The following is a 24,881-nucleotide window of genomic DNA, read 5'->3' as shown; positions in this document are numbered from 1 at the left end:
ATTATTTTTTTGATTCAAAGTCAATATCGAAATATACAGCGGTATGATCAGAAATGGAGCGAACTCATTTTGATTTACCCTCGTTATTTTTATATGATACAGAACCAACTTTTTTTCTATCCTTGCGAGCTAATTCTTGATAGGTTTTAAGATCAACTATGTTAGTGTCAAAAACGGTTCATAAATCAAATTTGTTAGCATTCAAAGTTGGAAGATTACCTTTGAAAAAAATTTTATCATATGCTGAAGCATATCCTCCAAATGTTTGGGAGAGAGAAGTTTTTTCATTAGTTTCTAACAATGATTTATAACCAGCTTCAAAAGTAGATTTAAATGCATAATTAGTTGCATTTTCTCTAATATTAGTATCTGCCATGAAAATTTGAGCATCAGTTGGGGTATCAGCATTTAATTCTTTTAGTACATTTGCCAAATGTTTTGCTTCATTAATTTCTTGATCGCCCTGAGATTTAAATTCACGATTTTGTTTTTCTTTTCGAGTTTTAGAAGCCCCAGGACTATCGAAATGACCGGTTGCAAGTGAAATGGTTTTCCCACTAGTTTTGTGCTTAAAAAAAGCTGCAGCTACTGGACGAGCATATTTTATTGTTTTATATTCACTGATCAAATAAGGGTTATTAGCTTTACTATTTTTAGGTGTGATTAAATCAAAAATTGACGATTTATAAAGTCAGGTGTATCTTTCTTGCTGATTTTTTTTACCAACAACTTCAGTAGTTAATTCTTTTCATTTAGCATCTTGTTGAAGTTTATTTAACTCTTCAATAATTGATGTTCCGTTAGCATTGGGATTTTCTTTAATTTCTGCAAGGGCAATAAGATCAATATTACTTGTAGCAATTATTTGACTAAAAGCATAGTTACGTGCTTTTTCATCCTTATTGTCATAATTTAAAACATTTCAAAAACCTAATCTAGCAACACTATCTGATGTTTTAATTAAGGATTTAGCTTTTTGAGTTTGAGACTTTTTTTGTGTTGAAGTTGTATCAGTTCCTCTTAAGTCAACACTTTTGTTTTCTTGTTCATTGTTATTATTAGCGACAACAGTTTTATAAATATAGTAGGCTCCAATACCTGCACCTGCAAAAAATATTAAGGAAGCTAAAGCTGCTACCCAAGTAAATCTGTTTTTATTTTTAAACCTATTTTTCACCATTTTTCCTTTACATTTATTGACTTTTTTAGATAAGAATCTTTGTTTATAAAAATTTATATATGATATTCTACAATATTTTTATAAAAAAAACAACATATTTAAAATTATGTTGTTTTTTGACTTGATTTAATGATTAAACTAATTCAATAATCGCCATTTTTGAGCTATCACCTTGACGTGCTGGCAATTTGATAATTCTTGTATATCCACCATTGCGGTCTTTATATTTAGGAGCAATATTATTAAATAAGTGAGACATGATGTAAATGCCTTCTTTAGTTTTTTCATGACGAATAAATTTTATAACATTACGCCGCGCTGCTAAAGTATCTTTTTTACCTTTAGTAATTAATTTTTCAACATGTTTTCTTAATTCTTTTGCTCTTGCAAGTGTGGTGGTAATACTTCCGTGCATTAAAAGTGCGGTTGCTTGTGAACGAAGAACATGTTTTCTTCATGTTGCATCACGGCGATAAATTTGATGTGGATTTGCCATTTTTAATCTCCTGACTTAAGTTCAATTCCTTGTTCTTTTAGTTTGTCCAAAATCTCCTGAACAGATTTTTTACCAAGATTTTTAATGTTTTCTAATTCTTCTTGAGTTAAATCTTGAATATCAGAAACTTTGTAATATTGTGCACGACGAAGTGCATTTAAAGATCTAACAGAAAGATCAAGTGCTGATAAATCAATTAAGTTCTTTTTTGGTTGTTCTTCGTGGTAACGTGATTCTTCAAAGAAATTATCTGCAATTTGATCAAGATTTTCAGTGTTGCTAACTAATTGTAAGTGTGCAATTAAAATTTTTGCAGCTTCTGCTAAAGCATCTTTGGCAAAAATTGTACCATCAGTTTTGAGATTGAGAACCAATCTTTCTTCGACAATTGGGTTTGATGAGTTAAGCTCATTGGCTTCATAGTGAACCTTAACTACTGGTGAAAAATCACTATCAACTGCAATAATAGTTCCCAAAAGATCACTTTGCAGCTTGCCTGCAAGATCACTAACTCTTTTTTTATTGGTCTCAAAATCTGTAAATCCTTTACCTCCAATAATAAACATTTCAAATTTTAAAGCACCAACTTTACCAACAGAGGCAATATATTGATCTTGGTTGACAATTTCTAATCCGCCAGTATTGTCAATATCTTTTGCATAAATATTGCCGGCTTTGTCACCAGAGAAGGAAACTTTTTGAATTTGATCATTATCAAAAAGTTCTTCGTGATAACGAAAACGAATTTTTTTTAAGTTGTTTAAAATACTTACAACATCTTCAACAACATTATCAAGAACACTAAATTCGTGATCAATGTTGGCAATTTTAATTGCAAAAACTGAAGCTGATGAAACTGAAGATAAAATTGTTCTTCTGAGGGCGTTACCAATAGTATTACCAAGACCACGCTCAAGAGGTTTTAACTCAAAAGTAGTTTCAAAATCGCTAACTTGTTGAATACTATTTTCATTATAGTAAACTTTTGCATATTTTTTCACGATTTAACTCCTTTTATCTTTTTTCTAATCTTTTAAAGTATTTTCTTGGAGGACGAGTTCCATTGTGTGGAATTGGAGTTACATCTTTAACTTGGATAATATTAATACCAGCTGTTAAAATTTGTTTTTTAGCTGCTTCTTTTCCTTGTCCTGTTCCTTTGAGTTCAACAATAACTTCTTTAATTCCATGTTCTTTAGCTCGCTCTGCTGCTGCATTGGCTGCTAAACTAGCTGCATAAGCAGTTTTTTTCTTGGTCCCTTTAAAACCAATATGTCCAGCTGATGATCAAGAAATCACATTTCCTAATTTATCGGTAAAACTAACAATTGTATTTTGGTGTGAAGAGTGAATGTGTACAATTCCAGTTGTAATGTTTTTACTTTTAACTTTTTTAACTTTTTCTTTTTTTGCCATGTCTAAATCCTATTTAGTTTTTACCTTTTTACCCATAATAGTTTTACGAGGTCCTTTACGTGTACGCGCATTTTTTTGTGTAACTTGACCACGAACAGGAAGACCTTTACGGTGACGGATTCCGCGATAACATTTAATTTCAATTAGACGTTTAATATCAGTTTGCACTGAACGGCGCAAATCACCTTCTGTTTTATACTCTTTGGCAATGTCTCTGATGATGTGTAAAATATCTTCATTTAAATCTTTTACTTTGGTATCTTCAGTGATTAATGGGTATTGATTTGCAAATTTTTCTTTTTGTACTAGTTGAGTTTTGGCAACAATTTCACTTGCTAGAGAACGACCAATCCCATAAATGCTAGTAAGCGCGATTACAATACGTTTGTTATTTGGAATTTCAATATTTAATATTCTTGCCATTTTTATCCTTGTCTTTGTTTATGTTTTGCTAATATGCAAATAATACGATTAGTATTTTTACGTTTAATAATTTTGCAGTCTTTACACATTTTTTTAATACTTGCTCTTACTTTCATAACAATCCTTTTTTATTTAAAGCGATAGACAATTCTTCCCTTTGTTAAATCATAAGGTGACATTTCCACTTTAACTTGATCACCTACGATAATTTTAATGTGGTGTAGTTTCATTTTTCCGGCAATATGGCAATTAATTTTTACACCATTTTCAAGGGTTACTTCGTACTCTTGAGCATTAAAAACATGAGTTACTAAACCCGGGAAGACAATTTTATTTTCTTTTGACATCTATTTTTTAATTTCTCCTGTTAGAATGTGACCTACTCCGTCTTTGATGAGGATAGTTTGTTCAAAATGGGCACTATTTTTACCACTAAGCCCAACTACAGATCAGCCATCTTTTAAAATTTTTACCTTCGGTGAATTTTGTAACAACATTGGTTCAATACAAATCACCATGTTATCTTTTAATTTTAAACCTTTAGCTTTTTGACCTTCATTGAAAATATTGGGATCCTCATGCAGTGCGCTGCCAATTCCATGTCCACAAAAATCTTTTGGTGTATAAAATCCACACTTTTTGACCACTTCTTGGATAGCAAAACCAATATCTCCAGTATAAGCTCCCGGTTTGATTGCCTCAAAACCTGCTTGGAAGGCTTGCTCGGTACATTCTATAATTTTTTTGTCATAATAGGTTATTTGACCAACACCTTTTGTAAAAGCACTATCAGAATAATAACCTTGATAAATTAGTCCCATATCAATAGAGACTACATCACCATCTTTAATAATATAATCATCTGGAATTCCATGAATTAATTTTTCATTAACAGAAGCGCAGATAGTAGCCGGAAAACCATGATAATTTAAAAATGCTGGCTCGGCATTACGTTTTTTAATCTCACTAAAAGCGATGGTGTCAAGTTCTTTAAGTGAGATTCCTGGTCTTACAAGGTCATAAATTATTTGTTTAACCTCTGCCAAGAGAGCTCCGCTTTTTTTTAGTTTTTCAACTTCTTGATTAGTTTTTATAATTGCCATTTTTCAATAATTTCTTTAGCTAAATCTTCAGCAGGACGTGAGGAATCAACTGTAAACAAAAGATTTTTTTGACGATAATACTCAATTAAAGGCGCAGTTTCTTGCTTATAAATTTCAAAACGCTTTTTAATAACTTCAGGTTGGTCATCTTTGCGAATCACGACTTCGCTATTGTCATCTTGACAAAATTTGCCATCAACAGGAGGTCGAAATTCCAAGTGATAAACACGTTTACATGTTGGGCAAAAACGACGAAGACTAATACGATTAATGATAATTTCTTCGGCAACATCAAGATGAATTACGCCATCAAATTGAAAATTATTTTCTTCTAAAAAATTAGCTTGTGCTAATGTTCTTGGATAACCATCGAGAATAAAACCTTGTTTGGCATCTAAGGATGAAATAGCTTCTAAAACTAAAGGATTGGTAATATCATCTGGCACATATAAACCTTGTGAGACAATAGTGTTGATTTTTTCTGCAAAGACTTGATCTTGTTTAATTTTACTTCGAAAAATATCACCAGTTGAAATATGCTTAATTTTTGTTAAGTTTGCCAAAGCGGTAGCTAATGTGCCTTTTCCAGAGCCGGGTGCACCTAAGAAAATAAAGTGTTTTTGATTAAATTTATTCATATAATTTTACCACAATAAGTCTTTCTCATTGAGTTTGGAAGTGTTAGATTTTGCAATATTTTTATTGATTTTTTTTCTTTTAACAATAATTTTTTCTGCATCCCGACGAGCTTTGATTTGTGATAAAGTCTCAAGTGCTGTAGTTGCTAAAATAATAACTGAAGTACCACTAAACGTAATTGCATCTGGTAGTCCCAACATTATTTGTACAGGTTGTAAAACACCTAAAAGGGTTAAATAAATAGCACTAAAAACTGAAAGCCGTAAAACTACCCCAATTAGATAATCTTCAGTCTGCTCACCTGGGCGAATTCCAGGAATAAAAGTCGAATTTTTTGCAAAATCTTCTGAAATTTTATCAATTCTTGACTGTTGTAATGACATAACAACAGTAAAAACAATATTAAAAAAGATAAATAAACCAAGTCCAAGAGGATCTTGAACACGTAAATTGTTTGCAATTCAATTTCTTACAGCTGAAGTATTAATATCTAAAAAACCTGTAAATAAAGTAGGTAATGAAATCACAATGAGTGAGAAAATAATAGGCATAATTCCTGCAGGATTTAGCTTAAGCGGCAAGGTCGAAATTTCTTTAACATTTTTTGTCATTCCCGATCCAGTTTGTTGGATGGGAATTTTTCTTTCTGCTAAATAAACAAAGACAACAATGAGCATAAGTAGTAAAAATCCTACCAAATAGGAAAGAAATCCTAAAATCTCATTAATACTTGAAGCACTTCCTTGAGTATTTACTATATAATCAAAAGCAAATTGGAACCTTCTTGGAAGACCAACTGCAATTCCTGAAAAAATAATCAGCGATGTTCCATTTCCGACACCTTTGTCAGTAATTTGTTCACCTAAAAAGAGAGCAAAAAGTGAACCTGCGATTAAAATAAGCGGAATTGCGAGATAGCGATAGCCAAAAGAATTATCTTCTAATATAACAAAATTAAGTTGATCATTATCAATAACAGTTCTCACGAGAACAACTGCTTGGACAAGAGAAATTACCAGAGTTAAAATTCTGGTAATAATATTAATTTTTCGTCTTCCATGTGGACCAGATTGTGAAAGTCGATGAATTGGCGGAAACAACTTGGTTTGCGCAATTAGCATTATCAACGAAGCTGTAATAAAAGGACTTATCCCCAAAGCTACTATTGAAAAATTTAATAAACCACCACCGCCAACAGTATTGATAACTCCTAAAAAGGAATTGCTATCAATTTGAAAGTTACTTAAGCGCACACCAGGGATAGTTATTGTACCACAAATTACAAAAATAGTAAGTAAAAAAAAGGTAAAAAAGATTTTACGCAATAAGACTTTGTCATTATATACTATAGTTAATTTGTGTTTGATATTTACATAACCATTTGCCAATTTATCAAATAATCTAGTGACTAATTTAAGCATTATTGTATCTCGACTGATCCCCCAAGAGACTCAACTTTTTCAATTGCTTTTTCACTAGCGGCATTTACTTTAATAGTTAATTTTTTAGTTAGCTCACCATTTGCTAATAATTTTGCAGGTAAGTTTTTACGTCTTAAAATACGGTTAATATAGAGAGATTCAAGACTAACAATGTCATTATCTTGATATTTTAAATCAAGATCAGAAAGACTAAAAGTTTCGTATTTTATAGAGTTTACGTTGTTAAAACCAACTTTTGGCACTCTACGGTATCAAGGGTTTTGTCCCCCTTCAAAACCTAAACGTACTTTACCACGTTTTTTTTGTCCTGACTGACCTTTACCAGCTTGTTTTCCTTTTCCAGCTGCATGACCACGCCCTTTTCTGTGTTTATCTGGGCGAGAAAAAGGTGTTGGAGATAAATTATTTAATTTAATTGCCATAATTATATCCTTTATTTTTGTAAGAGAGTTTTGACATCAATGTCACGAAGTTCAGCGATTTCTTTGACAGTTTTTAATTTTTGTAATGCTTTTAGTGCCGCACGAACAACGTTGATTTTTGTACGTGATCCATAAGTTTTACTATAAATATCAGTATATCCTGCTAATTCAACGACTGCCCGAACTGTATTGGAGGCAACAATTCCTTTTCCTTTTGGAGCTGGCTTGAGCAAAATTTTTGAAGCTAAATATTTTTCATTTTTCACTTCATGCGGAATAGTTCCATTAACAATTGGAACACTAATTAAATTATTTTGTGCATCTTTAACTGCTTTTTTAATTGCATCTTGAACTTCATTTGCTTTTCCGTGACCAAAACCAACTTTACCTTTTTTGTTACCAACAACAGCATGTGCTGAAAAGGAAAAACGACGTCCACCTTTAACAACAGTAGTTACCCGTGCTACATCAATAACTCTTTCTTCAAATTCAACAACTTTGTTAAAACGTTCTTTGTTTTGAGTAGCTCTTTTTGGATTTGAAAAACGTTTTGGTTTTTCTGATTTTTCATTTTTTTTATCAGGAGCAATTACCTGAGTTGGTTGCATTTTTACTTCTTGTTTTGCTTCCATATTAGAATTTTACTCCTTGATTTCTTAATTCTTCTGCAAATGCTTTGACACGTCCGTGATAAATATAACCGCTACGATCAAAAATAAAGTTTTGATCTTCTAATTTTAATTCACTGATTTTTTTTGCCAATTGTGGTGCTAAACTTTTCGCTGCTGCAATATTACCACCGTAGCTATTTTTTTCGTTAGTTAAGGTAGTAACTGAGGTGATGACTTGTTTGGTCTCTGGATTAAAAATATAAGCATAGAAGTGTTTTAAAGACTTGTATACACCAATGCGATATTTAGTAGCTGCTGACAAAGAAGATGTTGATTTTTTAATAGATCTTGCATGCTTATTTTTTCTTGCTTGATTTCTTGATAGTGCCATAATTATTTAGAAGCTTTTTTCCCTTCTTTTAGTCTTAATACTTCATTTGCATAGGTAATTCCTTTTCCTGAATAGGAATTTGGTTTACGAATTGCGCGAATTTCTGCAGCTAATTGCCCAACTCTTTGCTTGTCAATTCCTTTAACAATAACAGTTGTTGGGTTTGGTAATTCAAGACTTAAATCAGTAGGTATTGCAACATTGACAGGGTGTGAATAACCAACTAAGAGTTCTAAATTATTATCTTTTAAACTAGCACGGTAACCAACCCCTTTAATTTTGAGTTCTTTACTAAATCCACTTGAGACTCCAGTTAACATTCCTTGCAATAAAGCATTAGTGGTTCCATGTAATTGTTTGATATGTTTTTCTTCAGAACTACGAGCTGTACTTAATTTACCATCTTCTTTAATAATGTTAATAAAGCTAGAAAAACTACGTTGGAGTTTTCCTAATTTACCAACAACGCTGACAAAAGATTGCTCAATTGTCACTTCAACTCCTGCTGGAATTGTTAGTATACGTTTCCCGACACGTGACATATTTTATCAAATGTAGGCAACAATTTCACCACCTACATTTTCCTTTCTCGCTTGTTTATCTGTAAGTAATCCTTTGGAAGTTGAAACAATTACAGTTCCATAACCGGAGAGAATTTTTGGTATTTTGCTAGCTGGAGCATAAACCCGAAGTGAAGGTTTTGATACCCTTTTTAGACCACTAATTGCACTCACGGAATTTTTATATTTTAACTCAATTGTAATTTCTTTTTTAATATCACCACTGACTACAAATTCACGAATGTAACCTTCGTTTTTAAAGATCTCAAGAATTTTTACTTTTTTATTAGAATGTGCTACTACTAATGATTTGTGTTTTCGGATAGTAGCATTTCTAATTCTAGTTAGCATATCTGCTATTGGGTCACTAATAAATGCCATTATCAACTCACTTTCTTAATTCCTGGAATTCTTCCTTGGTGTGCTAATTCCCTAAAACAAATTCTACAAATTTTAAATTTACGCAAAACTGCGCGAGGACGTCCACAAAGTTGGCATCTAGTATATGCCCGTACTTTGAATTTTGGATGTTTCTCAGCTTTAACTTTTAATGATTTTTTTGCCATTGATATTCCTTAATTAACTTTTTTTGCAAAGGGAATTCCCATTAACTCAAGTAGTGATTTAGCCTCAGCATCAGTTTTGGCACTAGTTACAATAATGACATCAAGTCCTCTTAATTTACGAATTTTATCAAAACTGATTTCTGGGAAAATAAGAATTTCTTTTACTCCAAGTGCAAAGTTACCACGTCCATCAAAGGCTTTAGGGTTAACACCACGAAAATCACGAATTCTTGGTATGGAAACATTAATTAATTTATAGAGAAATTCTCACATATTTTCACGACGGAGAGTAACTTTTCCACCAACTGGCATGCCTTCACGAAGTTTTCAAGAAGCTAATGATTTTTTTGCTTTGGTTTGAAAAGGTTTTTGACCAGCAATTAGTGATAATTCATTTAAAACTTCTTCAATAGCTTTAGAATTAGTAATTTCATTACCAGCTGTCATGTTTAAAATAATTTTTGTTACTTTAGGAATTTCCATCACTGATGAATAATTATATTTGGTTTTAAGTGCTGGTGCAACTGTTTCTAAATAGTGTTTTTGCAATTGATTCATTAGATTACCTTCTTTGTTTTTTTAGCAAAACGAACTTTTTTGCCATTTTCAACACGAAAACCAATTTTGCTATATTCGGCTGGTTTATCTTTGCTTGCTTTTTTAACTAAAATTGCTACTTTCGAAACATGAATTGGTGCTTCTTTGACAACAATTTCACCTTGTGTGTTCTCTTGTGAAGGTTTTTTGTGTTTGGTAACTTTGTTAACATCTTTGACAATAACAGTTTGCGCTTTAGAATTAACTTCTAAAACTTTGCCAACTTTGCCTTTATCATCACCTGCAATGACTACTACTTCATCATTTTTTCTAATTTTCATAATCTACCTCTTATAAAACCTCAGGTGCTAGTGAGACAATTTTTAAGTAACCTTTATCTCTAATTTCACGTGCAATTGGACCAAAAACACGTGTTCCACGAGGTGTTCCATCTTCTTTGATTAAAACAACAGCGTTGTCATCAAACTTAATATGTGAGCCATTTGCTCTTTTAATTCCGTAGACACTACGAACAATAATACCTTTGACTACTTGACCTTCTTTGACAATTCCATTTGGAATTGCTTTTTTAACTGAACAAACAACGATGTCACCAATGTTAGAATTTTTTTTGACTGAACCACCTAAGTTACGAATAACACCAACAATTTTAGCACCTGAATTATCAGCTACTACTAATCTTGATTGTTCTTGAACCATTATTTATTATCTCCTTGTTTGTGCAAAATTTCGACAAGTCGAAATGATTTAGTTTTGCTTAGTGGTCTAGTTTCAACAATTTTTACCCGATCACCAACTTGGGCAATAGAGTTTTCATCATGAGTAGCAAATTTTTTAATTTTTTTAAATCTTTTACCATAAAGTCGATGTTTTACGTGTGTTTCGACAGCTACTGTAATTGTTTTTTCTCTTTTAGTAGCAATAACTTGACCAACAAGAGTTTTGCGAGCATTTCGTTTAATTGATTGATTAGTATTCATTAGTTGCTACCTTCTTTGCTTAATTCTAGTTGTTTTAGTGCAGTAAGAATTCTTGCAATATCTTTTTTAATATCAGCGATTTTGTGACTTTGATCTAATTGTTGAGTTTTATTTTTAAAACGAAGTGTAAATAATTCAGAACGATATTCAATTAACATTTGTTTTAATTCGGTAGCTGATTTTGCTCTTAATTCTTTAAATTCCATTTTGTTCCTCACTTACAGCTGATAATATTTTTCATTTAACTGGTAATTTATGACCACCTAAACGAAGTGCATCGCGGGCAATTTCTTCTTTGACACCTTTTACTTCAAACATTACTGTGTTAGTTTTAACTACTGCTACCCATTTATCTGTTGAACCTTTTCCTGATCCCATCCGCACACCAATTGGTTTGGAAGTAAGCGCTTGGTGTGGGAAAATTCGAATAATAACTTGACCTTCACGACCCATACGACGAGTAATAGCGATCCGCGCTGACTCAATTTGTGCGGCAGTAATTCAATTAGAAGTTACAGCTTGTAGTCCAAATTCACCAAAAGCAACTGTTTTTCCACGGAAAGCCGCTCTTTTATCATGTTTAATTCTAAAAGTTTTACGGTGTTTTGTTTTTTTCGGTTGTAACATCTTATTTTCCCTTTCTTTTTGGACTAGATTTTACATCACTTTTATTATTAAATTCACCAAGAGAAATTCAAACTTTGATTCCTAAGGCACCATAAGTTGTTCTCGCTGTTGCAGTTGCATAGTCAACATTTTGTCTTAAAGTGTGTAATTTCATTTCACCTTCTGAATAACCTTCAGAACGTGCCATATCAACACCATTGAGACGTCCGCTAACTTTAGTTTTAACTCCTTTTGCCCCAGCTTTCATTGCGGTTCGAATAGCAAATTTTTGTGCAATTCTAAATGATCCCCGGTTTTCTAATTTAATAGCAATTGATTCTGCAATTAATTTGGCATTTAGCTCCGGAGTTTTTACTTCAACAACATCGATGTTGATGTTTGCTTTTTTATTACGGAGGTGTTTTTTGAGTTCTTCAATAATTTGTTTGAGATTTTGTCCACCTTGTCCTAAAAATTGTCCAAGTTTGGCTGTGTGAACAACAATTGTAATATTATTTTGACGATCACGACGAATGGCGGTGTTGGCAATTTGATATTCACGAGTTTTTTTCTCAAAAAAACGGTGAATTTTAACATCTTCTAATAATTTAGAAGCAAATGTAGCTTTTTCAGCAAATCAAAAGGCATTGTGTTCTTTGGTAATTCCATAACGAAAACCATTTGGATTGACTTTTTGTCCCATTATTTATCTCCTAATTCTACTTGTGCAACAGTAATTGATAAATGAGAAGTTCTTTTTAAAATTTGTGATGCAACACCTTTTGATCTTGGTTGAAATCTTTTTAAGGTTGGTCCTTCATTTACTAAGACTTGTTCAACAATTAATTTATCACCATCTAATCCATGATTATTAACAGCATTGGCAATTGCTGAGTTGAGTAATTTAATAAAAAGAAGCGCTGCTTTTTTGTTGGTATTATGTAAAATTGCTAAGGCATTGGTAGTTGGTTGTTTTTTAATAAGCGCAGCTACAAGACGAGCTTTTTGTGCAGAAATTCTTTGCATTTTTACATGCGCTTGTGCTTTAAGAAAATTTTTTTCCATGATAGTTTACCTATTTTTTCTTACCTTTATCTTTACCATGCCCTGTATAAGTACGAGTTGGTGAAAACTCACCTAATTTATGTCCAACCATATCATCTGTTACATAAACTTCATTAAAAATTTTACCATTGTGAACTAAAAAAGTAAGACCAACAAAATCTGGGAAAATAGTAGAACGTCTTGATCAAGTTTTAATTGGTTTTTTGTTTTTTGCTTCTTGCATTGCTTCAACTTTTTTAAGCAAATGATCATCAGCAAAAGGACCTTTTTTTAATGAACGCGCCATTATTTGCTATCCTTTCTTCTTCTTATAATCAATTTAGTAGAAGGTTTTTTGTTATTTCTTGTTTTTACACCAAGTGCTTTTTTACCTCAAGGTGTTAGCGGAGTTTTACGTCCAATTGGTTGTTTACCTTCACCACCACCATGTGGGTGATCATTTGGGTTCATAACAGAACCTCTAACTGTTGGTCTAATTCCTAAATGACGAGATCTACCAGCTTTTCCGATGTTGACAAGGCTGTGTTCTTCATTACCTACAACTCCAATTGTTGCCCGGCAACGAGCTAAAATCTTACGGTATTCACCAGATTTTAATTTGATGGTTACGTATTTTCCATCATCATCTTTACCTTGAAGTTGCGCACTTGTTCCTGCAGATCTAATTAATTGTGCACCTCCACCTGGATATAATTCAATGTTGTGAATAAATGTTCCATCAGGGATGTTTTCAAGTGGTAGTGTGTTTCCTACTAAAATATCAGCATTTGGTCCTGAAGTTAAAACTTGACCAACTTGGAGTCCTTTTGGTGCAATTATATAGGTTTTTTCTCCATCTTTGTAGGCTAATAAAGCAATGTTTGCTGATCTGTTTGGATCATACTCAATACTTTTAACAATAGCTGGAATACCGTCTTTATTTCTTTTAAAATCAATGATTCTGTATTTTCTTTTTTGACGTCCACCTTGATGTCTAACAGTAATTTTACCTTCGTGATTACGTCCAGATTTTTTCTTTAAAATAGTAAGTAAAGACTTTTCTGGCTTATCAGAAGTTAGATTAGAGCGATAATCTAATGTTGACATATTCCGGCGACCATTGGTAACTGGTTTGTAAAACTTAATTGCCATTATTTGCCTCCTGTTTTAGCTAATTTTTGGGCTACTTTAGCTTCAATTTGGGCTGCTTTTTCTTTATTTTGTGCTTCTTTTTCTTTGCTTTTAGCTTCTAGTTCAACATTTTTTGTCTCTTCAACTTGTGGCGCATCATCTTCATAAAGATTAATTGCAAAACCTTCTCTTAAAGTTACAAACGCTTTTTTATAAGAGGAAGTAAACCCATTAAAACGTCCAAGTCTTTTTGCCTTTTTTGGCACATTAAAAATATTTACTTTTTCAACTTCAACATTGAAGATGTAAGCAACTGCTTTTTTAACTTCAGCACGATTAGTACGACGGTCAACTTTAAAAACATAGACTCTTTTACTCATTAATTCATATGTTTTTTCAGTTAAGATTGGTGCCTTAATGATTTCGTTAATATTCATTATTTAAATCTTCCTTCAATCTCATTAATTTCTTTTTGTGAAATAATTAATACATCAGCACCAATTAATTGCTCAACTAGTAAAGAACTTGGTTTAGTAACCACTACATTTTGTAAATTACGAGCTGAAATAAAAAGGTTTTCATCACTAGAAGCTATTAAAACAAATCTTGCTTTTGCTAATTGATAGCTAGCTAATTTTTTAACTAATTCTTTGGTAGAAATTTTATCCATTGCAAAATCATCTACTAAAATTTGTTTTTCATGTGCTAATTGTGAAAGTGCTGAAACAAATGCTAATCTACGTACTTTTTTATTAACTTTAATTGCATAATTTTTATTGTTTGTTGGACCAAATGCACGACCACCACCAACAAAAATTGGAGAACGACGTGAACCAGCTCTAGCTTTTCCGGTTCCTTTTTGTTTTCAAGGTTTTTTACCAGTTCCGCTAACTTCAGCACGAGATTTTACTTTATGAGTTGCTCTACGTCTTGATGCTCTTTCATATAAAATAGTATCAAAAATAGCTTGTGAGTGAGGTACTTCTAACCCAAAAATTTCTTGATTTAAAGGTGTAGAAAGCTCAAATTTGGTGTGGTTGCTTATTGGGCAATATTCAATTTTTACCATTTCATTATCAACTTTATTTGTTTGAGTCATTATTTACCTCCTTCTACCATTTCAAGCTTAACAGCTTCTTTTTTATCACTTCTTTTAGAAGCACTTTTAATAATTACAAATGATTTTTTAGGTCCTGGTATTGAACCTTTAACTACTAAAATAGAGTTTTCAACATCCACTTTAATAATTTCTAGATTTTGCAAGGTAACTCTTTCATGCCCTAAATGCCCAGGCATTGTCATACCTTTGACAACTTTATTACCAGAAATATCACCAATTGATCCAGTTTGACGAATTGGTTTGGATCCTCCACCACCACCGTGTGATCTTGGACCAATTGCTTGGTTATATCTTTTAATAGTACCAGCAAAACCTTTACCTTTTGATGTACCAACTACATCAACAAATTCACCAGCTTCAAAAATAGAAAGATCTACTACATCACCTGATTTGTAACCATCAAAGTTACGAAATTCTTTTACGAATTTTTTAGGAGTTGTATTTGCTTTTTGAAAATGCCCTAACTCAGGTTTGTTAAATCTGCTAGCTTTTTTGTCAAAAACTGATAATTGGATTGCATCATATGAATTTTTTTCTTGAGTAAGTACATTGGTTACAATGTTTGGTTGAACTTCAATTACTGTCACAGGAATTGCTATTCCATGGTCAGTAAATAATTGAGTCATGCCAACTTTTTTACCTAAAATTCCCTTCATAACTATGATACCTCTATTTCTAATCCAACACCAGCTGGTAATTGAGTTCTGTTAATTTTATCTATAACAGCTTTTTGATTGCTTGGATTTATTTCTAAAATCACTAATCTTTTATGAGTACGACTTCCGAATTGTTCACGGGATTTTTTATTAATGTGAACTGAACGTAGAATTGTAAACACTTCATGCTTTGTAGGCAATGGCACAGGTCCACGTGTTTGAACATCTAGTTCTCTAGCAAGTAAAATAAGTTTTTTACTTGCTGCATCGACTTGTCGATGATCATAAGATTTTAACCTAATTTTAATTAAATTTTTATTCATGAAAAAATCTAAGTTGCTCCTTTGTTCATATTTTGAACGAACTCCGCATAAAAACCGATAAACAATAACAACTTATTCTTGTGTATCGCAACCTTATGTTTCAAAGTTCTATTAAATTCAAAAATATTATAACACAAAAGAAAAAATTTTAGAACTTTTTAATAAAATATTTTTCGCACAAATTTGCACAAAATATATAAATAATTATTCAATTAAATTTTATATATAATTTTTAACATCTTGTCTTATAAAAGTTAACAAAAACATTATTTTAAATTATTAAGACTCCTAAAAATTTTTCTACCAACTACTGCGCTAATTTAACTGGAACTGTGTTTCTGACTTGTTTGTATTGTTGATGCAACTACTTTGAAAAATTTACTCATCTAGAAAACTTTGAATTCTAGCATTTTATCTTACTGTGAATGGTCGAATTTCAAGAGTGTGGCGCCGCTAAGTTTGTTTCATTTGTAGCGAGGTTAAAATAGTCAAGCTAGGCTCGGCTAGACTAAGTCTTCTTAAAATTCCTCGTTTACCTTCGGGGCTATATCAGGCTTTCTTCATGTAATCTTTGACCAAATTTTTATCTAAATCAACTCAACAACCGCCTGCAAGTATTTGTGCAAAAAGTTGTTGTTTTTTAATAGAATATTGTGTTCCCATGCTTTTTGGCACATTTTCTAAAACATCCTTTAAAGCCTTGAATGTTTTGTGTTTTTTGGGAAACTAAAATCAATAGAATCAACTAAATCATTTCAAATTCCAACAATTATTAATCGTTCTCGTTTTTGGGCATAGCATAATCAAAAGCATTTAAAATTTTATTTTCTAGTTGGTGAGTTTGTTGTTTTAAAAAGCTATAAATTTGTTTAAAAGTGCTGACTTTATTATGTCTTAAGAGATACTTGACATTTTCAAATAAAAACATTTTGGGACACAATTGTTATAAAACTTTACATAATGAAAAATCATCTGTCCACGAGCATATTCTAAACCTTTTTTAGTTCCTGCATAACTAAAACTTTGGCAAGGTGACCCAGCTTCTAGCACCTACAAAAAGTTTAATAGTTGTGAATTTCTTTATGTTATCTTGCATGATTATATATGATTTCTTTTATTATCTAACAATATTTCACTTATTAAAAATAAAAATTTAAAACATAGAATAAAAGTAGTTAAAAATTATTAAAAAGTGTTTAAAAATAAACAGCTTTTATAGTAAAATCTAAAAAATATTTCTCAATAAATAAGCTATAATTTTATTAACAATAAGGTGATAATTTGAAAGGAAAAATATGAAAATTTTAGGTATTGAATCATCTCATGATGATGCCTCTATTGCAATTTTAGAAGATAATCAAGTAAAGATAATGCTAACTTTAAGTCAAATTGATATTCATAAAAAATTTGGAGGCACAGTTCCAGAAATCGCCTCACGAGAGCACTCACAAAATCTTGCATATATTGTGGATATATTAATTAATAAATATCAAGTTGATTTTTCCACACTAGATATTATTGCCTATACAAAAGAACCTGGACTGCTTGGATCTCTACAGATGGGTTTTTTACTAGCTAGTGCAATTGCGATGCTATACAATAAACCACTAATTCCTGTTAATCATTTAAAAGGTCATTTTTGATCAGCTGCTATTAATAATAATATTGAATTTCCTTGTTTATCACTTTTAATTTCAGGGGGTCATAGTCAATTAATTTATGCTAAAAATGAGTATGATTTAGAAGTTTTAGGTAGTACAAAAGATGATGCTTTAGGGGAAATTTATGACAAAATTGCGCGCAAATTAAACCTTGGTTTCCCAGGTGGACCAATCATTGATAACATCAATAAAAGTGTTGATTTTAAACAACTTATTGACTTTAGTATACCAAAAATTTTTGAAAATCCTTATGATTTTTCTTTTAGTGGTATCAAAACTCAAGTTATCAATTACATCAATAAAACTAAAGCTTTTGAAGATGACAAATTACAAAAATTAATAGCAGTTTCTTTTCAAAAAACTATTATTAAATATTTAAAAAGACAAATTGACTTAGTACTTAGAAATTTTGATGTCAAATCAATTACTTTAGTAGGTGGAGTCGCCGCTAATAGTGAAATACGCAGCTTAATTGAATCATATAGTAATCAATATCAAATTGTTATTCCAGAAAAAAAATATTGCACCGATAATGGCGCAATGATTGCAATAGCAGCTCAATATACTAAAAATACTAGTGAAGTAAAATAAATAAGGAAAACACTATTACAATAACACTTCAAAATAGAATTGCGTATTTATAAAATTTTGTTGAAGACTTAGTAATTTGACTTTTTAAACTAGAATTTAATTCTAAAGTTTTTCGAATTTCTTTATATTTATCAATTCTTTTTTCACCAATTCAAACAGTAATGATGCCAAAAGCTGAAATTATATAAGGTAAAAATCAAGTATAAAATCTGTTAGCAAAGTTAAAAATAGTTAAATTTAGGTTATCATCTTGCCTAAAATATGATTTAAATACTAATTGCGTAATAATATCAACAGAGCCAACACCTCCGGGGGCTGGACTTAAATTATTAGACATTGCTAAAATAGTATTTCCTGATAAAAATTTTATATAATCAATAATTGATAAATCATTGATGTTGTAGTTTGCTTTTTGAAGAGTTAAAACTAGTGTTGCAAAAGACGAGCTTACTAAAAATAATGGTAATTTGTAAACTAGTAAGACTTCAAATAATAGTGATTTATTAGCTAAAACTTCAATAAATTGATTTTTGAAATTATCTATAAAAAATTGAATATTGTATTCTACACGTTTACTATCTTCAATTTTTTTTCAGATATTTAAGTGTAATAATCAAACAAAATTTCTAATTAATCAATATTGTAATTTCTTTCAAATCCCAATTACTATAATAATTAAAAGTACAAAAATATTTAAAAATATATTAGCAATTAATCAAATAAAAAAGATAATTTTTTCTGTACTATCTAGGTTAAAAAGATCTCTATAAAAATAAAAACCTAATGAAATAAATAAAATTGAAATCAATAAATTAAATATTTGGTGTACTAGTGCGTTATATGTAAGAGTTGCACTAATATTTTTTAAAGGATAACCTTTTCTTTGCAAATATCAATAGTATGAAATTTCACCACCAAAAGCAAAAGGAGTAGACATTTGCATAAATCCTGAAATAAAGGTTGCTACAAAAAGATGTTTAAAATGCGGATTAATTCCTTGATAATGCAAAACTCGTTTAATTTGAACTGACATCAAAATCATTCAAATTATAAACAAAATTAAATTGATAATAAAATAAAATCTATAAATTTTAGGTGTAAAAAAATAGTCATAAAATTTTATAAAAATACCAGTGGGTGAACCATTTTGAAAACTAGAATTATAAAATTTATAGATTAAGAGGAAGACAATTAAAATAATAACTGTTAAGAAAATTGCTAATTTAGCTACATTCTTTTTAGTATTTTTTTTTGAAATAGTTGTATCTTTTTTAACAATTTTAACCTTATTAATAATTTTATTTTCTAAAAAGATAGCCTCTTTTTCACTATGATTTGCACTTTTTAAAAAAGTAGTTATTGATAATTTTTCCTCTTCTTTAGAATAAAGAAGTTTAAAATAATCACCTTTTTCTAGAAAAAATTTAGCAATAATATAATTATTATTAAGGTTTTGTTTATCTAATTCAAAATTAAAACTTTTAATGTCATCGCTATTAATTAACTCGTTTAATAAGTTGAAAAATGAGTTTCGACTAATAAACATTTTTGTTTTATAACGATAAACAAAATCTGATTCTTGTTTTACTTTGTCAATAACGTCAAATATATCCTGTTTATTTTTGCTATAGTAATCTAAAATTTGAACAAATCAAAATAATAAAAAAGATGTATTCAAACCAAAATAGATTTTTTCACTATTAGATTTTGGAGAAAAGAAAATACCATCTTGATTAATAATAATTAAGTTATCATTATTTTTTTGCTTAATATTGTAAATAGAATTTTCAGCAACTTGGTTATATTCAGAATAATAGTGGATTTTGCCATTAAAATACTTTTGTACAAAATTGTTAAAAAAAGGTTTAGATTCATAACTAATTAAAAATTGAGTAGATTTGCTAAAATTGTTTCTAATATAATCTAAAACTAAAAATTTAATATCATCATCCTTAATAATATTAAAAATTAAATTTTTTCTGTGTGCAATTTTAATTTTATTATTTTTTATTCAAAAAACATATTTAGTTTTAAATTGAGTACTATTAATAATTTTTCTTCAAATAAGTGAATTTTCTTTTGCTTGTTTGATGATTGTAAGTTGTTTAAAGTGTTTTCTAATTGGTGATAATTTTTCAATATTAATTTGTTCTTCTTTGAAAAAATTATTAAGTTGACTAACATAATTGGCATCAAAAAATTGATAATTATTTTCAATTTTTTGCCAATCTAGATCTTTGTTTGCAAACCAAAATAATAAATCATCATTGTTAGTAGAAATAGATTTTGAATCTAAAATATCTTCTTTTTTATAGACAATTTCATTAATTGCAGTATTGTTAATAAAATTTTCTTCTTCTTTAGTTAGCATTTTTAGTTGTGAATTTAAAAGATAAATTTTAACAATATTTTTGTTTTTGTTAACATTTAATACTTCAATATAAATAAAAAAATCATACTTTTTTTCATTAAGAAAAAATTGTTTAGCTATTGTTTTTGAGGATCCAATTTCATTATTTAGTATCCCTGAATAAATTTTTTTCTTGTTTAAAACCGTGTTGATAATTGAACTAAAAGCAAAAGAAAAATCATTCCCATTGTGAGCAATAAGGACATTATTAATTTGGGTTTGTTTAAAAAATTCAGCAATTACTGTTGATTTGGTAAAAATAAAATTCTCATTAATATTGTTAGCTTCTTGACCAATTGTTCCAACTATAACTGAATTTAAAACATTGAGATTATGTTCAAAACTAATAGCAACTTGCGTTTGTTTTTTAGTTTGAGTTGTAATTATTAAACTCATAAATTATTCTTCTTCAAACTCCCTTTGTGAACCAAAAAGGTCAAAACCTTGTTCTTCAGTCTGTTCAATTTCTGATTCGCTTTTGTGAAATTCAAATTCTTTAAATTTAGGTAAATCTTTAATAGATCTTAATTTAAAATAATCAAAAAATCTGTTTGTAACACCATATAAAGTTGGATTTCCTGGAGTAGATGCTGTTCCTACTTCTTCAATAACGCCTTTAGCTAACAAAGAACCTACAATATAATCAGAATTAATTCCGCCACGAATTTGATTAATCATAGATCTAGTCACTGGTTGTTTATAAGCTACAATAGCGGCTACTTCTATTGCTGAATTAGTTAATTTATACTTTCTTTCATTGCTTACAAATTCAATTAAAAAAGGTTTTAAATCTTTACTAGTAACAAACTTAAAAACATCATTAAATTCAATTACTGTTAAGCCTCTGTGTTCTTTATTAAAGCGGATTGCAAAGTCTTTTAGCATTTTTCTAGCTTCATTAATTTTGTCTAATTTAAGTGTATTTTGTAACTGTTCTGATGAAAGACCTTTTTCACCTTGAACATACATAATAGCTTCAATGATTCTATTCTTCATCTTGTGTTCCTCGATAAATTTTAATATCAGCAAATTGTCTTGCTTGTTCTAAATATAAAATTCTTTTTTTTGCCATTTCCAAGACAGCAATTAATGTAATTGAAAAATGCTTAAGCGAAGGCAGGGCAAAAACTTGGTCAAATTCTAGCTGCTCATTATTTTTTAGCAACTCCATTACATAGAGATTTTGTTGATCAGGGCTAACAAAAACTTCATCAGTTTTAATCATAATTTTTTTCTGTGCCCGTGTTCGGTCAAACATTAGTTTAATAATTTCTAAAAGTTTAACAAGCGAAGAGTGACCATCTAATTTATCTTGAACTAAAGGACGTTTAAATTCTTGGTAGTCACTAACATTTTTTTCAAAATAATTATTACGATGTTCTAATTGTTCCTTGAGCATAAGAGCAATATTTTTAATTTGTTGATATTCAGAAAGTAGTGCTAAAATTTGTGCTTTATCTTCTTCTAATTCTACATCAACTTCTTTATTGTCGACTTGTAACAACATCTTTGCTTTAATGTGAATTAGTGTGGCCGCCATAACTAAATATTCACTAGCGATGTGAATATTTTTGTTCTTAACGTGTTCAATTATGGCAACATATTGATTAGCAAGATCAACTAAATCAACATCCATAATGTCTACATTTTTACTACGAACAAGATCTAAAAGTAATTCTAATGGACCACTAAAATTTTGAAATTTAAACTCTATATCTTTTTCTAACATTATTATTTATCACCAAAATTTTTATAGTATTTTGCAATTATTGACTGCGTTTGTTTAGCCAAAGCTTGAATATTTTGTGAGCTGACTTGTAGTGATTTAATTGGTTTGTGAATGATGATTTCTACATCAATTTTTTTAGTTCTTTTGGTATTAAAAACATCTTGTGAATTATTAATAGTAATGGGAATAATAGGTAGTGAAAATTGTTTAGCTACTTGAAAAGCACCTGCTTTAAATTCGCCAATATGAGATTCTTGAACTCTTGTTCCTTCAGGAAAAATAACACCGGTAGTGCGATTTTCGCGTACAAATCTTCCAAACTCATCCATGGTTTTAAGAGCCTGGCGAATTTTTTGGCGATCAATAAAAAAGGTGTCAATAGAGCCCAAAATTCACTTATTAATTCGAGATTTGCTTAGCTCTTTTTTAGCAACAAAAGTCAAAATAGGGTTGACCTCATCTTGAGTTTTTTCTTTATTTTCTAAAGCATAAAAAAGCAAAAAAGGATCAGCAACAGATTTGTGATTGGCGACAATTAAGCTTGGATTTTTCAATAAATTTTCTTTACCAACCACTTTAATATTAGTATTAAAAGTTTTCAAAAGTCGCTTGGCATAAAACAAAATTAAATCATTACGATATTGTGGTGTAATATCTTTTTTACCTGTTTTTACTTTTTTCCAAAGACTTCTTACCTTGCGAATTCTTCAAAGTCAAATCGGACTCAAAAGTGCTAGTTTTATTTTTATTAACATTAGTTAGACTCCTTGGACAATAGCTATTAAAAAATCAGATTCACTAGAAGTAGAGATATCAAAATGCAAGTTTGGCTCACCTTGTTCATCAATGAGTATATATTTTAAACCTTTTTTTTGAATATTTACTAGATTAAAATGTGAAAATTGATTGTCTACTTTATATAATGCTTCTTTGATTGCTCACCTTGTTGCTAAAAATTTTGCTCTTAAATCGTCATCTTGTAATTGTGCAAATTTTTCTTGTTCATTTTTGTGTAAAATTTTATCTGCAAAGACATTATAGTTTTTTTTAAATCTTGCAATTGAAGTAATATCTATTCCTATCATTTAATAATATTATAATAAAATTTTTAATATTTAAGGTAACCAAAACAAGAAAAATCTACTTTTTTTGCTATTTTTGTCTTCATTTTTATACATTTTTTAAACAAAGTCTAATTATATATATGAACCACAAAAATAGAGGAATGATTCTTGAGACAATTATTAACAATACAATTGATTTTTACAACAGAAATGGTGTGGCTATTTTTCACAAAAAAAATCTTGATATCAGTTTTAAAAAAATAGGAAAAGATTTATCAGTTAAAAAAGGAATGGTTTTAAAAAAATCTACTGTTGATTACTATGGAATTTATAATGGAATTTTTGTTGCTTTTGAAGCTAAAAGTACCAATGAAAATTTACTCAATATTAAACAAATTCCTGATCATCAAATTCAGTATTTAGAACAAATTAGAAAACATAAAGGTTGTGCTTTTTTTATCATTTTTTTCAAGCAATATGAACAATTTTTTATTTTAGATATTAGCAAATTTGATAAAACAGAAAAATCTATTTCCGTTGATTTTTTAAAGAAAAATGGTATAGAGGTTATCCTAACATATCCTGGAATTATCGATTTTGTTGAACACATTGGCTCGATGGTTTAATTTTTATGCACAAATATATTGTTTTTTTACAATTTTTTAGTAAAATTTTTATACAAATTTGTAGCGTAAAAAATAATTATTAAAAATTTTTAAAATGGATTCAGTTGGGTGTGCTTTTAAAGTGCTAGCTGTTCGAAATTTTAAAAGAAATTTAACAAACTAAAGGAAATTAAAAAATATGAATTTATCACTTACAACAGAAAATACAACAACTATTGATGAAAAAGACAAATTAGATGCTAAAAAGGAAGTTGCAACCGAAACACCAATTGTTTCCAAGCAAAAATTACTAGAAGCTGGTGCTTATTTTGGTCACAAATCATCACAATGACATCCAAAAATGGCACCTTACATTCTTAAACGTAAAAGAAATGAAACACACATTATTGATGTGCTAAAAACCCAAAAAATACTTGAAATTGCATATAAATTAGTTAATAAATTTGCTCAAAAAGGAGCAACCTTCCTATTTGTTGGGACAAAAAAACAAGCTAAAAAAGTTATTGAAGAACAAGCAATTAGAACTAATTCAATATATGTTTCAGATCGTTGACTTGGTGGTACTATCACAAATAGTAGAACTATTTTATCAAGACTAAAAACTATGGAAGAATTAGAAAAACAAGCTGAGAGAAACTTTGAAGGATATACTAAAAAAGAAGGTCTTTTAAAACACAAAACTCTTGCTAAATTGCAAAAAAACCTAAATGGTATTCGTAATTTAAAAGAAAATAGTATTAATTCACTTGTTATGCTTGTGGCTGATCCTAATAAAGATATAATAGCTGTTAAAGAGGCAAGAAAAAAAGGAATTAAAATTATTGGTATCATTGATACTAACACAGATCCTGCTTTAGTTGATTTTGGAATTCCAGCAAACGATGATTCCACTAAATCACTTACATTAATTTTTACCATTTTAGCAGATGCTATCGCAGTTGCAAAGGGTGGAAAACAAATTTTTGCTTATCAAAGTGATGACAAGGTGATCCTACCTGAAGATCCAGAACGTGAACAAAAACAACTTAGATTCAAAAAAACAAGTTTTGAAAAAAGCACAAAAGTTAATATTCAAAAAAATAGTAGTTTAAAAACTGAAAAAACAACAGAAAACGAAGAGTAATAAGGAGAAA

General features: G+C 29.8%; 38 protein-coding genes and 2 pseudogenes. 3 read left to right on the top strand and 37 right to left on the bottom strand.

Annotation, left to right across the window (positions count from 1 at the left end; translation table 4 throughout):
- Window position 1: 1 nt before the first annotated feature.
- The 32 genes and pseudogenes from MCJ_RS00740 to MCJ_RS03830 form a co-directional block, all read right to left on the bottom strand.
- The gene (locus MCJ_RS00740; RefSeq protein ID WP_050731546.1) at window positions 2–1,180 is read right to left on the bottom strand and encodes an endonuclease/exonuclease/phosphatase family protein; all 1,179 of its coding nucleotides are present in this window, start codon (window positions 1,178–1,180) and stop codon (window positions 2–4) included.
- Between the two features lie 133 nt (window positions 1,181–1,313).
- Window positions 1,314–1,676: a 50S ribosomal protein L17 gene (gene rplQ, locus MCJ_RS00735; protein ID WP_012751365.1), complete on the bottom strand. Its 363-nt coding sequence runs from the start codon at window positions 1,674–1,676 to the stop codon at window positions 1,314–1,316.
- A 2-nt stretch (window positions 1,677–1,678) separates the two neighbouring features.
- Entirely contained in the window at window positions 1,679–2,677 is a 999-nt protein-coding gene (locus MCJ_RS00730) for a DNA-directed RNA polymerase subunit alpha (protein ID WP_012751364.1), read from the bottom strand.
- 13 nt (window positions 2,678–2,690) lie between these two features.
- Window positions 2,691–3,092 (bottom strand): 30S ribosomal protein S11, encoded by a 402-nt coding sequence (gene rpsK, locus MCJ_RS00725; RefSeq protein ID WP_012751363.1) that lies wholly within the window; start codon window positions 3,090–3,092, stop codon window positions 2,691–2,693.
- A 9-nt stretch (window positions 3,093–3,101) separates the two neighbouring features.
- On the bottom strand, window positions 3,102–3,515 hold the full coding sequence (gene rpsM / locus MCJ_RS00720) for a 30S ribosomal protein S13 (RefSeq protein WP_012751362.1): 414 nt from the start codon (window positions 3,513–3,515) through the stop codon (window positions 3,102–3,104).
- A 2-nt stretch (window positions 3,516–3,517) separates the two neighbouring features.
- Window positions 3,518–3,631 (bottom strand): 50S ribosomal protein L36, encoded by a 114-nt coding sequence (rpmJ, locus tag MCJ_RS00715; RefSeq protein ID WP_041594482.1) that lies wholly within the window; start codon window positions 3,629–3,631, stop codon window positions 3,518–3,520.
- A 12-nt stretch (window positions 3,632–3,643) separates the two neighbouring features.
- Complete coding sequence (infA, locus tag MCJ_RS00710) at window positions 3,644–3,862, bottom strand: translation initiation factor IF-1 (RefSeq protein WP_012751361.1); 219 nt, start codon at window positions 3,860–3,862, stop codon at window positions 3,644–3,646.
- Window positions 3,863–4,618, bottom strand: coding sequence for a type I methionyl aminopeptidase (gene map / locus MCJ_RS00705; protein WP_012751360.1), 756 nt, complete (start codon window positions 4,616–4,618; stop codon window positions 3,863–3,865).
- Window positions 4,606–5,256 carry an adenylate kinase family protein gene (locus tag MCJ_RS00700; protein WP_012751359.1) on the bottom strand — a complete coding sequence of 217 codons (651 nt, stop codon included), beginning with the start codon at window positions 5,254–5,256 and terminating at the stop codon, window positions 4,606–4,608. Before MCJ_RS00700 ends, map begins: the two co-directional genes overlap by 13 nt.
- A gap of 6 nt (window positions 5,257–5,262) precedes the next feature.
- Entirely contained in the window at window positions 5,263–6,678 is a 1,416-nt protein-coding gene (gene secY, locus MCJ_RS00695; RefSeq protein ID WP_012751358.1) for a preprotein translocase subunit SecY, read from the bottom strand.
- Window positions 6,678–7,121: a 50S ribosomal protein L15 gene (rplO, locus tag MCJ_RS00690; protein WP_012751357.1), complete on the bottom strand. Its 444-nt coding sequence runs from the start codon at window positions 7,119–7,121 to the stop codon at window positions 6,678–6,680. The genes secY and rplO overlap by 1 nt, the downstream gene beginning before the upstream one ends.
- An 11-nt stretch (window positions 7,122–7,132) precedes the next feature.
- Window positions 7,133–7,753 (bottom strand): 30S ribosomal protein S5, encoded by a 621-nt coding sequence (gene rpsE, locus MCJ_RS00685; RefSeq protein ID WP_012751356.1) that lies wholly within the window; start codon window positions 7,751–7,753, stop codon window positions 7,133–7,135.
- A 1-nt stretch (window position 7,754) separates the two neighbouring features.
- The gene (gene rplR / locus MCJ_RS00680) at window positions 7,755–8,123 is read right to left on the bottom strand and encodes a 50S ribosomal protein L18 (RefSeq protein ID WP_012751355.1); all 369 of its coding nucleotides are present in this window, start codon (window positions 8,121–8,123) and stop codon (window positions 7,755–7,757) included.
- A 2-nt stretch (window positions 8,124–8,125) separates the two neighbouring features.
- Window positions 8,126–8,665 carry a 50S ribosomal protein L6 gene (gene rplF, locus MCJ_RS00675; RefSeq protein ID WP_012751354.1) on the bottom strand — a complete coding sequence of 180 codons (540 nt, stop codon included), beginning with the start codon at window positions 8,663–8,665 and terminating at the stop codon, window positions 8,126–8,128.
- Between the two features lie 3 nt (window positions 8,666–8,668).
- Window positions 8,669–9,064 (bottom strand): 30S ribosomal protein S8, encoded by a 396-nt coding sequence (rpsH, locus tag MCJ_RS00670; RefSeq protein ID WP_012751353.1) that lies wholly within the window; start codon window positions 9,062–9,064, stop codon window positions 8,669–8,671.
- Window positions 9,064–9,249 carry a type Z 30S ribosomal protein S14 gene (locus MCJ_RS00665; RefSeq protein ID WP_012751908.1) on the bottom strand — a complete coding sequence of 62 codons (186 nt, stop codon included), beginning with the start codon at window positions 9,247–9,249 and terminating at the stop codon, window positions 9,064–9,066. Before MCJ_RS00665 ends, rpsH begins: the two co-directional genes overlap by 1 nt.
- Window positions 9,250–9,258: 9 nt before the next feature.
- Entirely contained in the window at window positions 9,259–9,807 is a 549-nt protein-coding gene (gene rplE, locus MCJ_RS00660; protein ID WP_012751352.1) for a 50S ribosomal protein L5, read from the bottom strand.
- The gene (rplX, locus tag MCJ_RS00655; protein ID WP_012751351.1) at window positions 9,807–10,127 is read right to left on the bottom strand and encodes a 50S ribosomal protein L24; all 321 of its coding nucleotides are present in this window, start codon (window positions 10,125–10,127) and stop codon (window positions 9,807–9,809) included. The genes rplE and rplX overlap by 1 nt, the downstream gene beginning before the upstream one ends.
- A gap of 10 nt (window positions 10,128–10,137) precedes the next feature.
- Window positions 10,138–10,506 (bottom strand): 50S ribosomal protein L14, encoded by a 369-nt coding sequence (rplN, locus tag MCJ_RS00650; protein ID WP_012751350.1) that lies wholly within the window; start codon window positions 10,504–10,506, stop codon window positions 10,138–10,140.
- Window positions 10,506–10,787, bottom strand: a complete 282-nt coding sequence (gene rpsQ, locus MCJ_RS00645; RefSeq protein WP_012751349.1) for a 30S ribosomal protein S17 — start codon at window positions 10,785–10,787, stop codon at window positions 10,506–10,508. The genes rplN and rpsQ overlap by 1 nt, the downstream gene beginning before the upstream one ends.
- Window positions 10,787–10,993: a 50S ribosomal protein L29 gene (gene rpmC / locus MCJ_RS00640; RefSeq protein ID WP_012751348.1), complete on the bottom strand. Its 207-nt coding sequence runs from the start codon at window positions 10,991–10,993 to the stop codon at window positions 10,787–10,789. The genes rpsQ and rpmC overlap by 1 nt, the downstream gene beginning before the upstream one ends.
- On the bottom strand, window positions 10,983–11,414 hold the full coding sequence (gene rplP / locus MCJ_RS00635) for a 50S ribosomal protein L16 (protein WP_012751347.1): 432 nt from the start codon (window positions 11,412–11,414) through the stop codon (window positions 10,983–10,985). Before rplP ends, rpmC begins: the two co-directional genes overlap by 11 nt.
- 1 nt (window position 11,415) lies before the next feature.
- Entirely contained in the window at window positions 11,416–12,096 is a 681-nt protein-coding gene (rpsC, locus tag MCJ_RS00630) for a 30S ribosomal protein S3 (RefSeq protein ID WP_012751346.1), read from the bottom strand.
- Entirely contained in the window at window positions 12,096–12,458 is a 363-nt protein-coding gene (rplV, locus tag MCJ_RS00625) for a 50S ribosomal protein L22 (protein ID WP_012751345.1), read from the bottom strand. Before rplV ends, rpsC begins: the two co-directional genes overlap by 1 nt.
- 10 nt (window positions 12,459–12,468) lie before the next feature.
- Window positions 12,469–12,744 carry a 30S ribosomal protein S19 gene (gene rpsS, locus MCJ_RS00620; protein WP_012751344.1) on the bottom strand — a complete coding sequence of 92 codons (276 nt, stop codon included), beginning with the start codon at window positions 12,742–12,744 and terminating at the stop codon, window positions 12,469–12,471.
- The gene (gene rplB, locus MCJ_RS00615; RefSeq protein ID WP_012751343.1) at window positions 12,744–13,589 is read right to left on the bottom strand and encodes a 50S ribosomal protein L2; all 846 of its coding nucleotides are present in this window, start codon (window positions 13,587–13,589) and stop codon (window positions 12,744–12,746) included. The genes rpsS and rplB overlap by 1 nt, the downstream gene beginning before the upstream one ends.
- A 14-nt stretch (window positions 13,590–13,603) precedes the next feature.
- Window positions 13,604–14,005, bottom strand: a pseudogene (gene rplW, locus MCJ_RS00610) (50S ribosomal protein L23); the annotation flags it as partial.
- Entirely contained in the window at window positions 14,005–14,667 is a 663-nt protein-coding gene (gene rplD / locus MCJ_RS00605; protein WP_012751341.1) for a 50S ribosomal protein L4, read from the bottom strand. The gene rplD and the pseudogene rplW, both read right to left, overlap by 1 nt.
- On the bottom strand, window positions 14,667–15,344 hold the full coding sequence (gene rplC / locus MCJ_RS00600; protein WP_012751340.1) for a 50S ribosomal protein L3: 678 nt from the start codon (window positions 15,342–15,344) through the stop codon (window positions 14,667–14,669). Before rplC ends, rplD begins: the two co-directional genes overlap by 1 nt.
- Before the next feature lie 2 nt (window positions 15,345–15,346).
- Window positions 15,347–15,667 carry a 30S ribosomal protein S10 gene (gene rpsJ / locus MCJ_RS00595; protein WP_012751339.1) on the bottom strand — a complete coding sequence of 107 codons (321 nt, stop codon included), beginning with the start codon at window positions 15,665–15,667 and terminating at the stop codon, window positions 15,347–15,349.
- A gap of 453 nt (window positions 15,668–16,120) precedes the next feature.
- Window positions 16,121–16,330, bottom strand: a complete 210-nt coding sequence (locus MCJ_RS03520; RefSeq protein WP_012751338.1) for a hypothetical protein — start codon at window positions 16,328–16,330, stop codon at window positions 16,121–16,123.
- Window positions 16,331–16,439: 109 nt separating this feature from the next.
- A pseudogene (locus MCJ_RS03830) lies at window positions 16,440–16,717 on the bottom strand (DNA cytosine methyltransferase).
- A 245-nt stretch (window positions 16,718–16,962) separates the two neighbouring features.
- Between MCJ_RS03830 and tsaD the strand changes: the two are divergent.
- Entirely contained in the window at window positions 16,963–17,919 is a 957-nt protein-coding gene (tsaD, locus tag MCJ_RS00585; protein WP_012751336.1) for a tRNA (adenosine(37)-N6)-threonylcarbamoyltransferase complex transferase subunit TsaD, read from the top strand.
- Here the strand turns inward: tsaD and MCJ_RS00580 are convergent.
- The 5 genes from MCJ_RS00580 to MCJ_RS00560 are packed head-to-tail and all read right to left on the bottom strand — an operon-like array spanning window position 17,903 to window position 23,143.
- Window positions 17,903–20,725 (bottom strand): lysylphosphatidylglycerol synthase transmembrane domain-containing protein, encoded by a 2,823-nt coding sequence (locus tag MCJ_RS00580; RefSeq protein WP_012751335.1) that lies wholly within the window; start codon window positions 20,723–20,725, stop codon window positions 17,903–17,905. The genes tsaD and MCJ_RS00580 overlap by 17 nt on opposite strands.
- 3 nt (window positions 20,726–20,728) lie before the next feature.
- Window positions 20,729–21,325: an SMC-Scp complex subunit ScpB gene (scpB, locus tag MCJ_RS00575; protein ID WP_041594481.1), complete on the bottom strand. Its 597-nt coding sequence runs from the start codon at window positions 21,323–21,325 to the stop codon at window positions 20,729–20,731.
- Window positions 21,315–22,058, bottom strand: coding sequence for a segregation/condensation protein A (locus tag MCJ_RS00570; protein ID WP_012751333.1), 744 nt, complete (start codon window positions 22,056–22,058; stop codon window positions 21,315–21,317). The genes scpB and MCJ_RS00570 overlap by 11 nt, the downstream gene beginning before the upstream one ends.
- A 2-nt stretch (window positions 22,059–22,060) precedes the next feature.
- Window positions 22,061–22,813: a lysophospholipid acyltransferase family protein gene (locus MCJ_RS00565; protein WP_012751332.1), complete on the bottom strand. Its 753-nt coding sequence runs from the start codon at window positions 22,811–22,813 to the stop codon at window positions 22,061–22,063.
- A gap of 3 nt (window positions 22,814–22,816) precedes the next feature.
- The gene (locus tag MCJ_RS00560; RefSeq protein WP_012751331.1) at window positions 22,817–23,143 is read right to left on the bottom strand and encodes a 4'-phosphopantetheinyl transferase superfamily protein; all 327 of its coding nucleotides are present in this window, start codon (window positions 23,141–23,143) and stop codon (window positions 22,817–22,819) included.
- A gap of 119 nt (window positions 23,144–23,262) precedes the next feature.
- Between MCJ_RS00560 and recU the strand changes: the two genes are divergently transcribed.
- Together recU and rpsB are read left to right on the top strand one after the other, a co-directional pair.
- A complete protein-coding gene (recU, locus tag MCJ_RS00555; RefSeq protein WP_041594479.1) occupies window positions 23,263–23,748 on the top strand; it encodes a Holliday junction resolvase RecU in 486 nt (161 codons plus the stop codon).
- Window positions 23,749–23,917: 169 nt separating this feature from the next.
- Window positions 23,918–24,871 (top strand): 30S ribosomal protein S2, encoded by a 954-nt coding sequence (gene rpsB / locus MCJ_RS00550; RefSeq protein ID WP_408631361.1) that lies wholly within the window; start codon window positions 23,918–23,920, stop codon window positions 24,869–24,871.
- The last annotated feature ends 10 nt before the right edge of the window (window positions 24,872–24,881 follow it).

It is taken from the genome of Mesomycoplasma conjunctivae (assembly GCF_000026765.1).
GTDB classification, from domain to species: domain Bacteria; phylum Bacillota_I; class Bacilli_A; order Mycoplasmatales; family Metamycoplasmataceae; genus Mesomycoplasma; species Mesomycoplasma conjunctivae.
The sequence above is the reverse complement of the archived record's forward strand: the minus strand, read 5'-3'. Positions and strand labels throughout refer to the sequence as shown.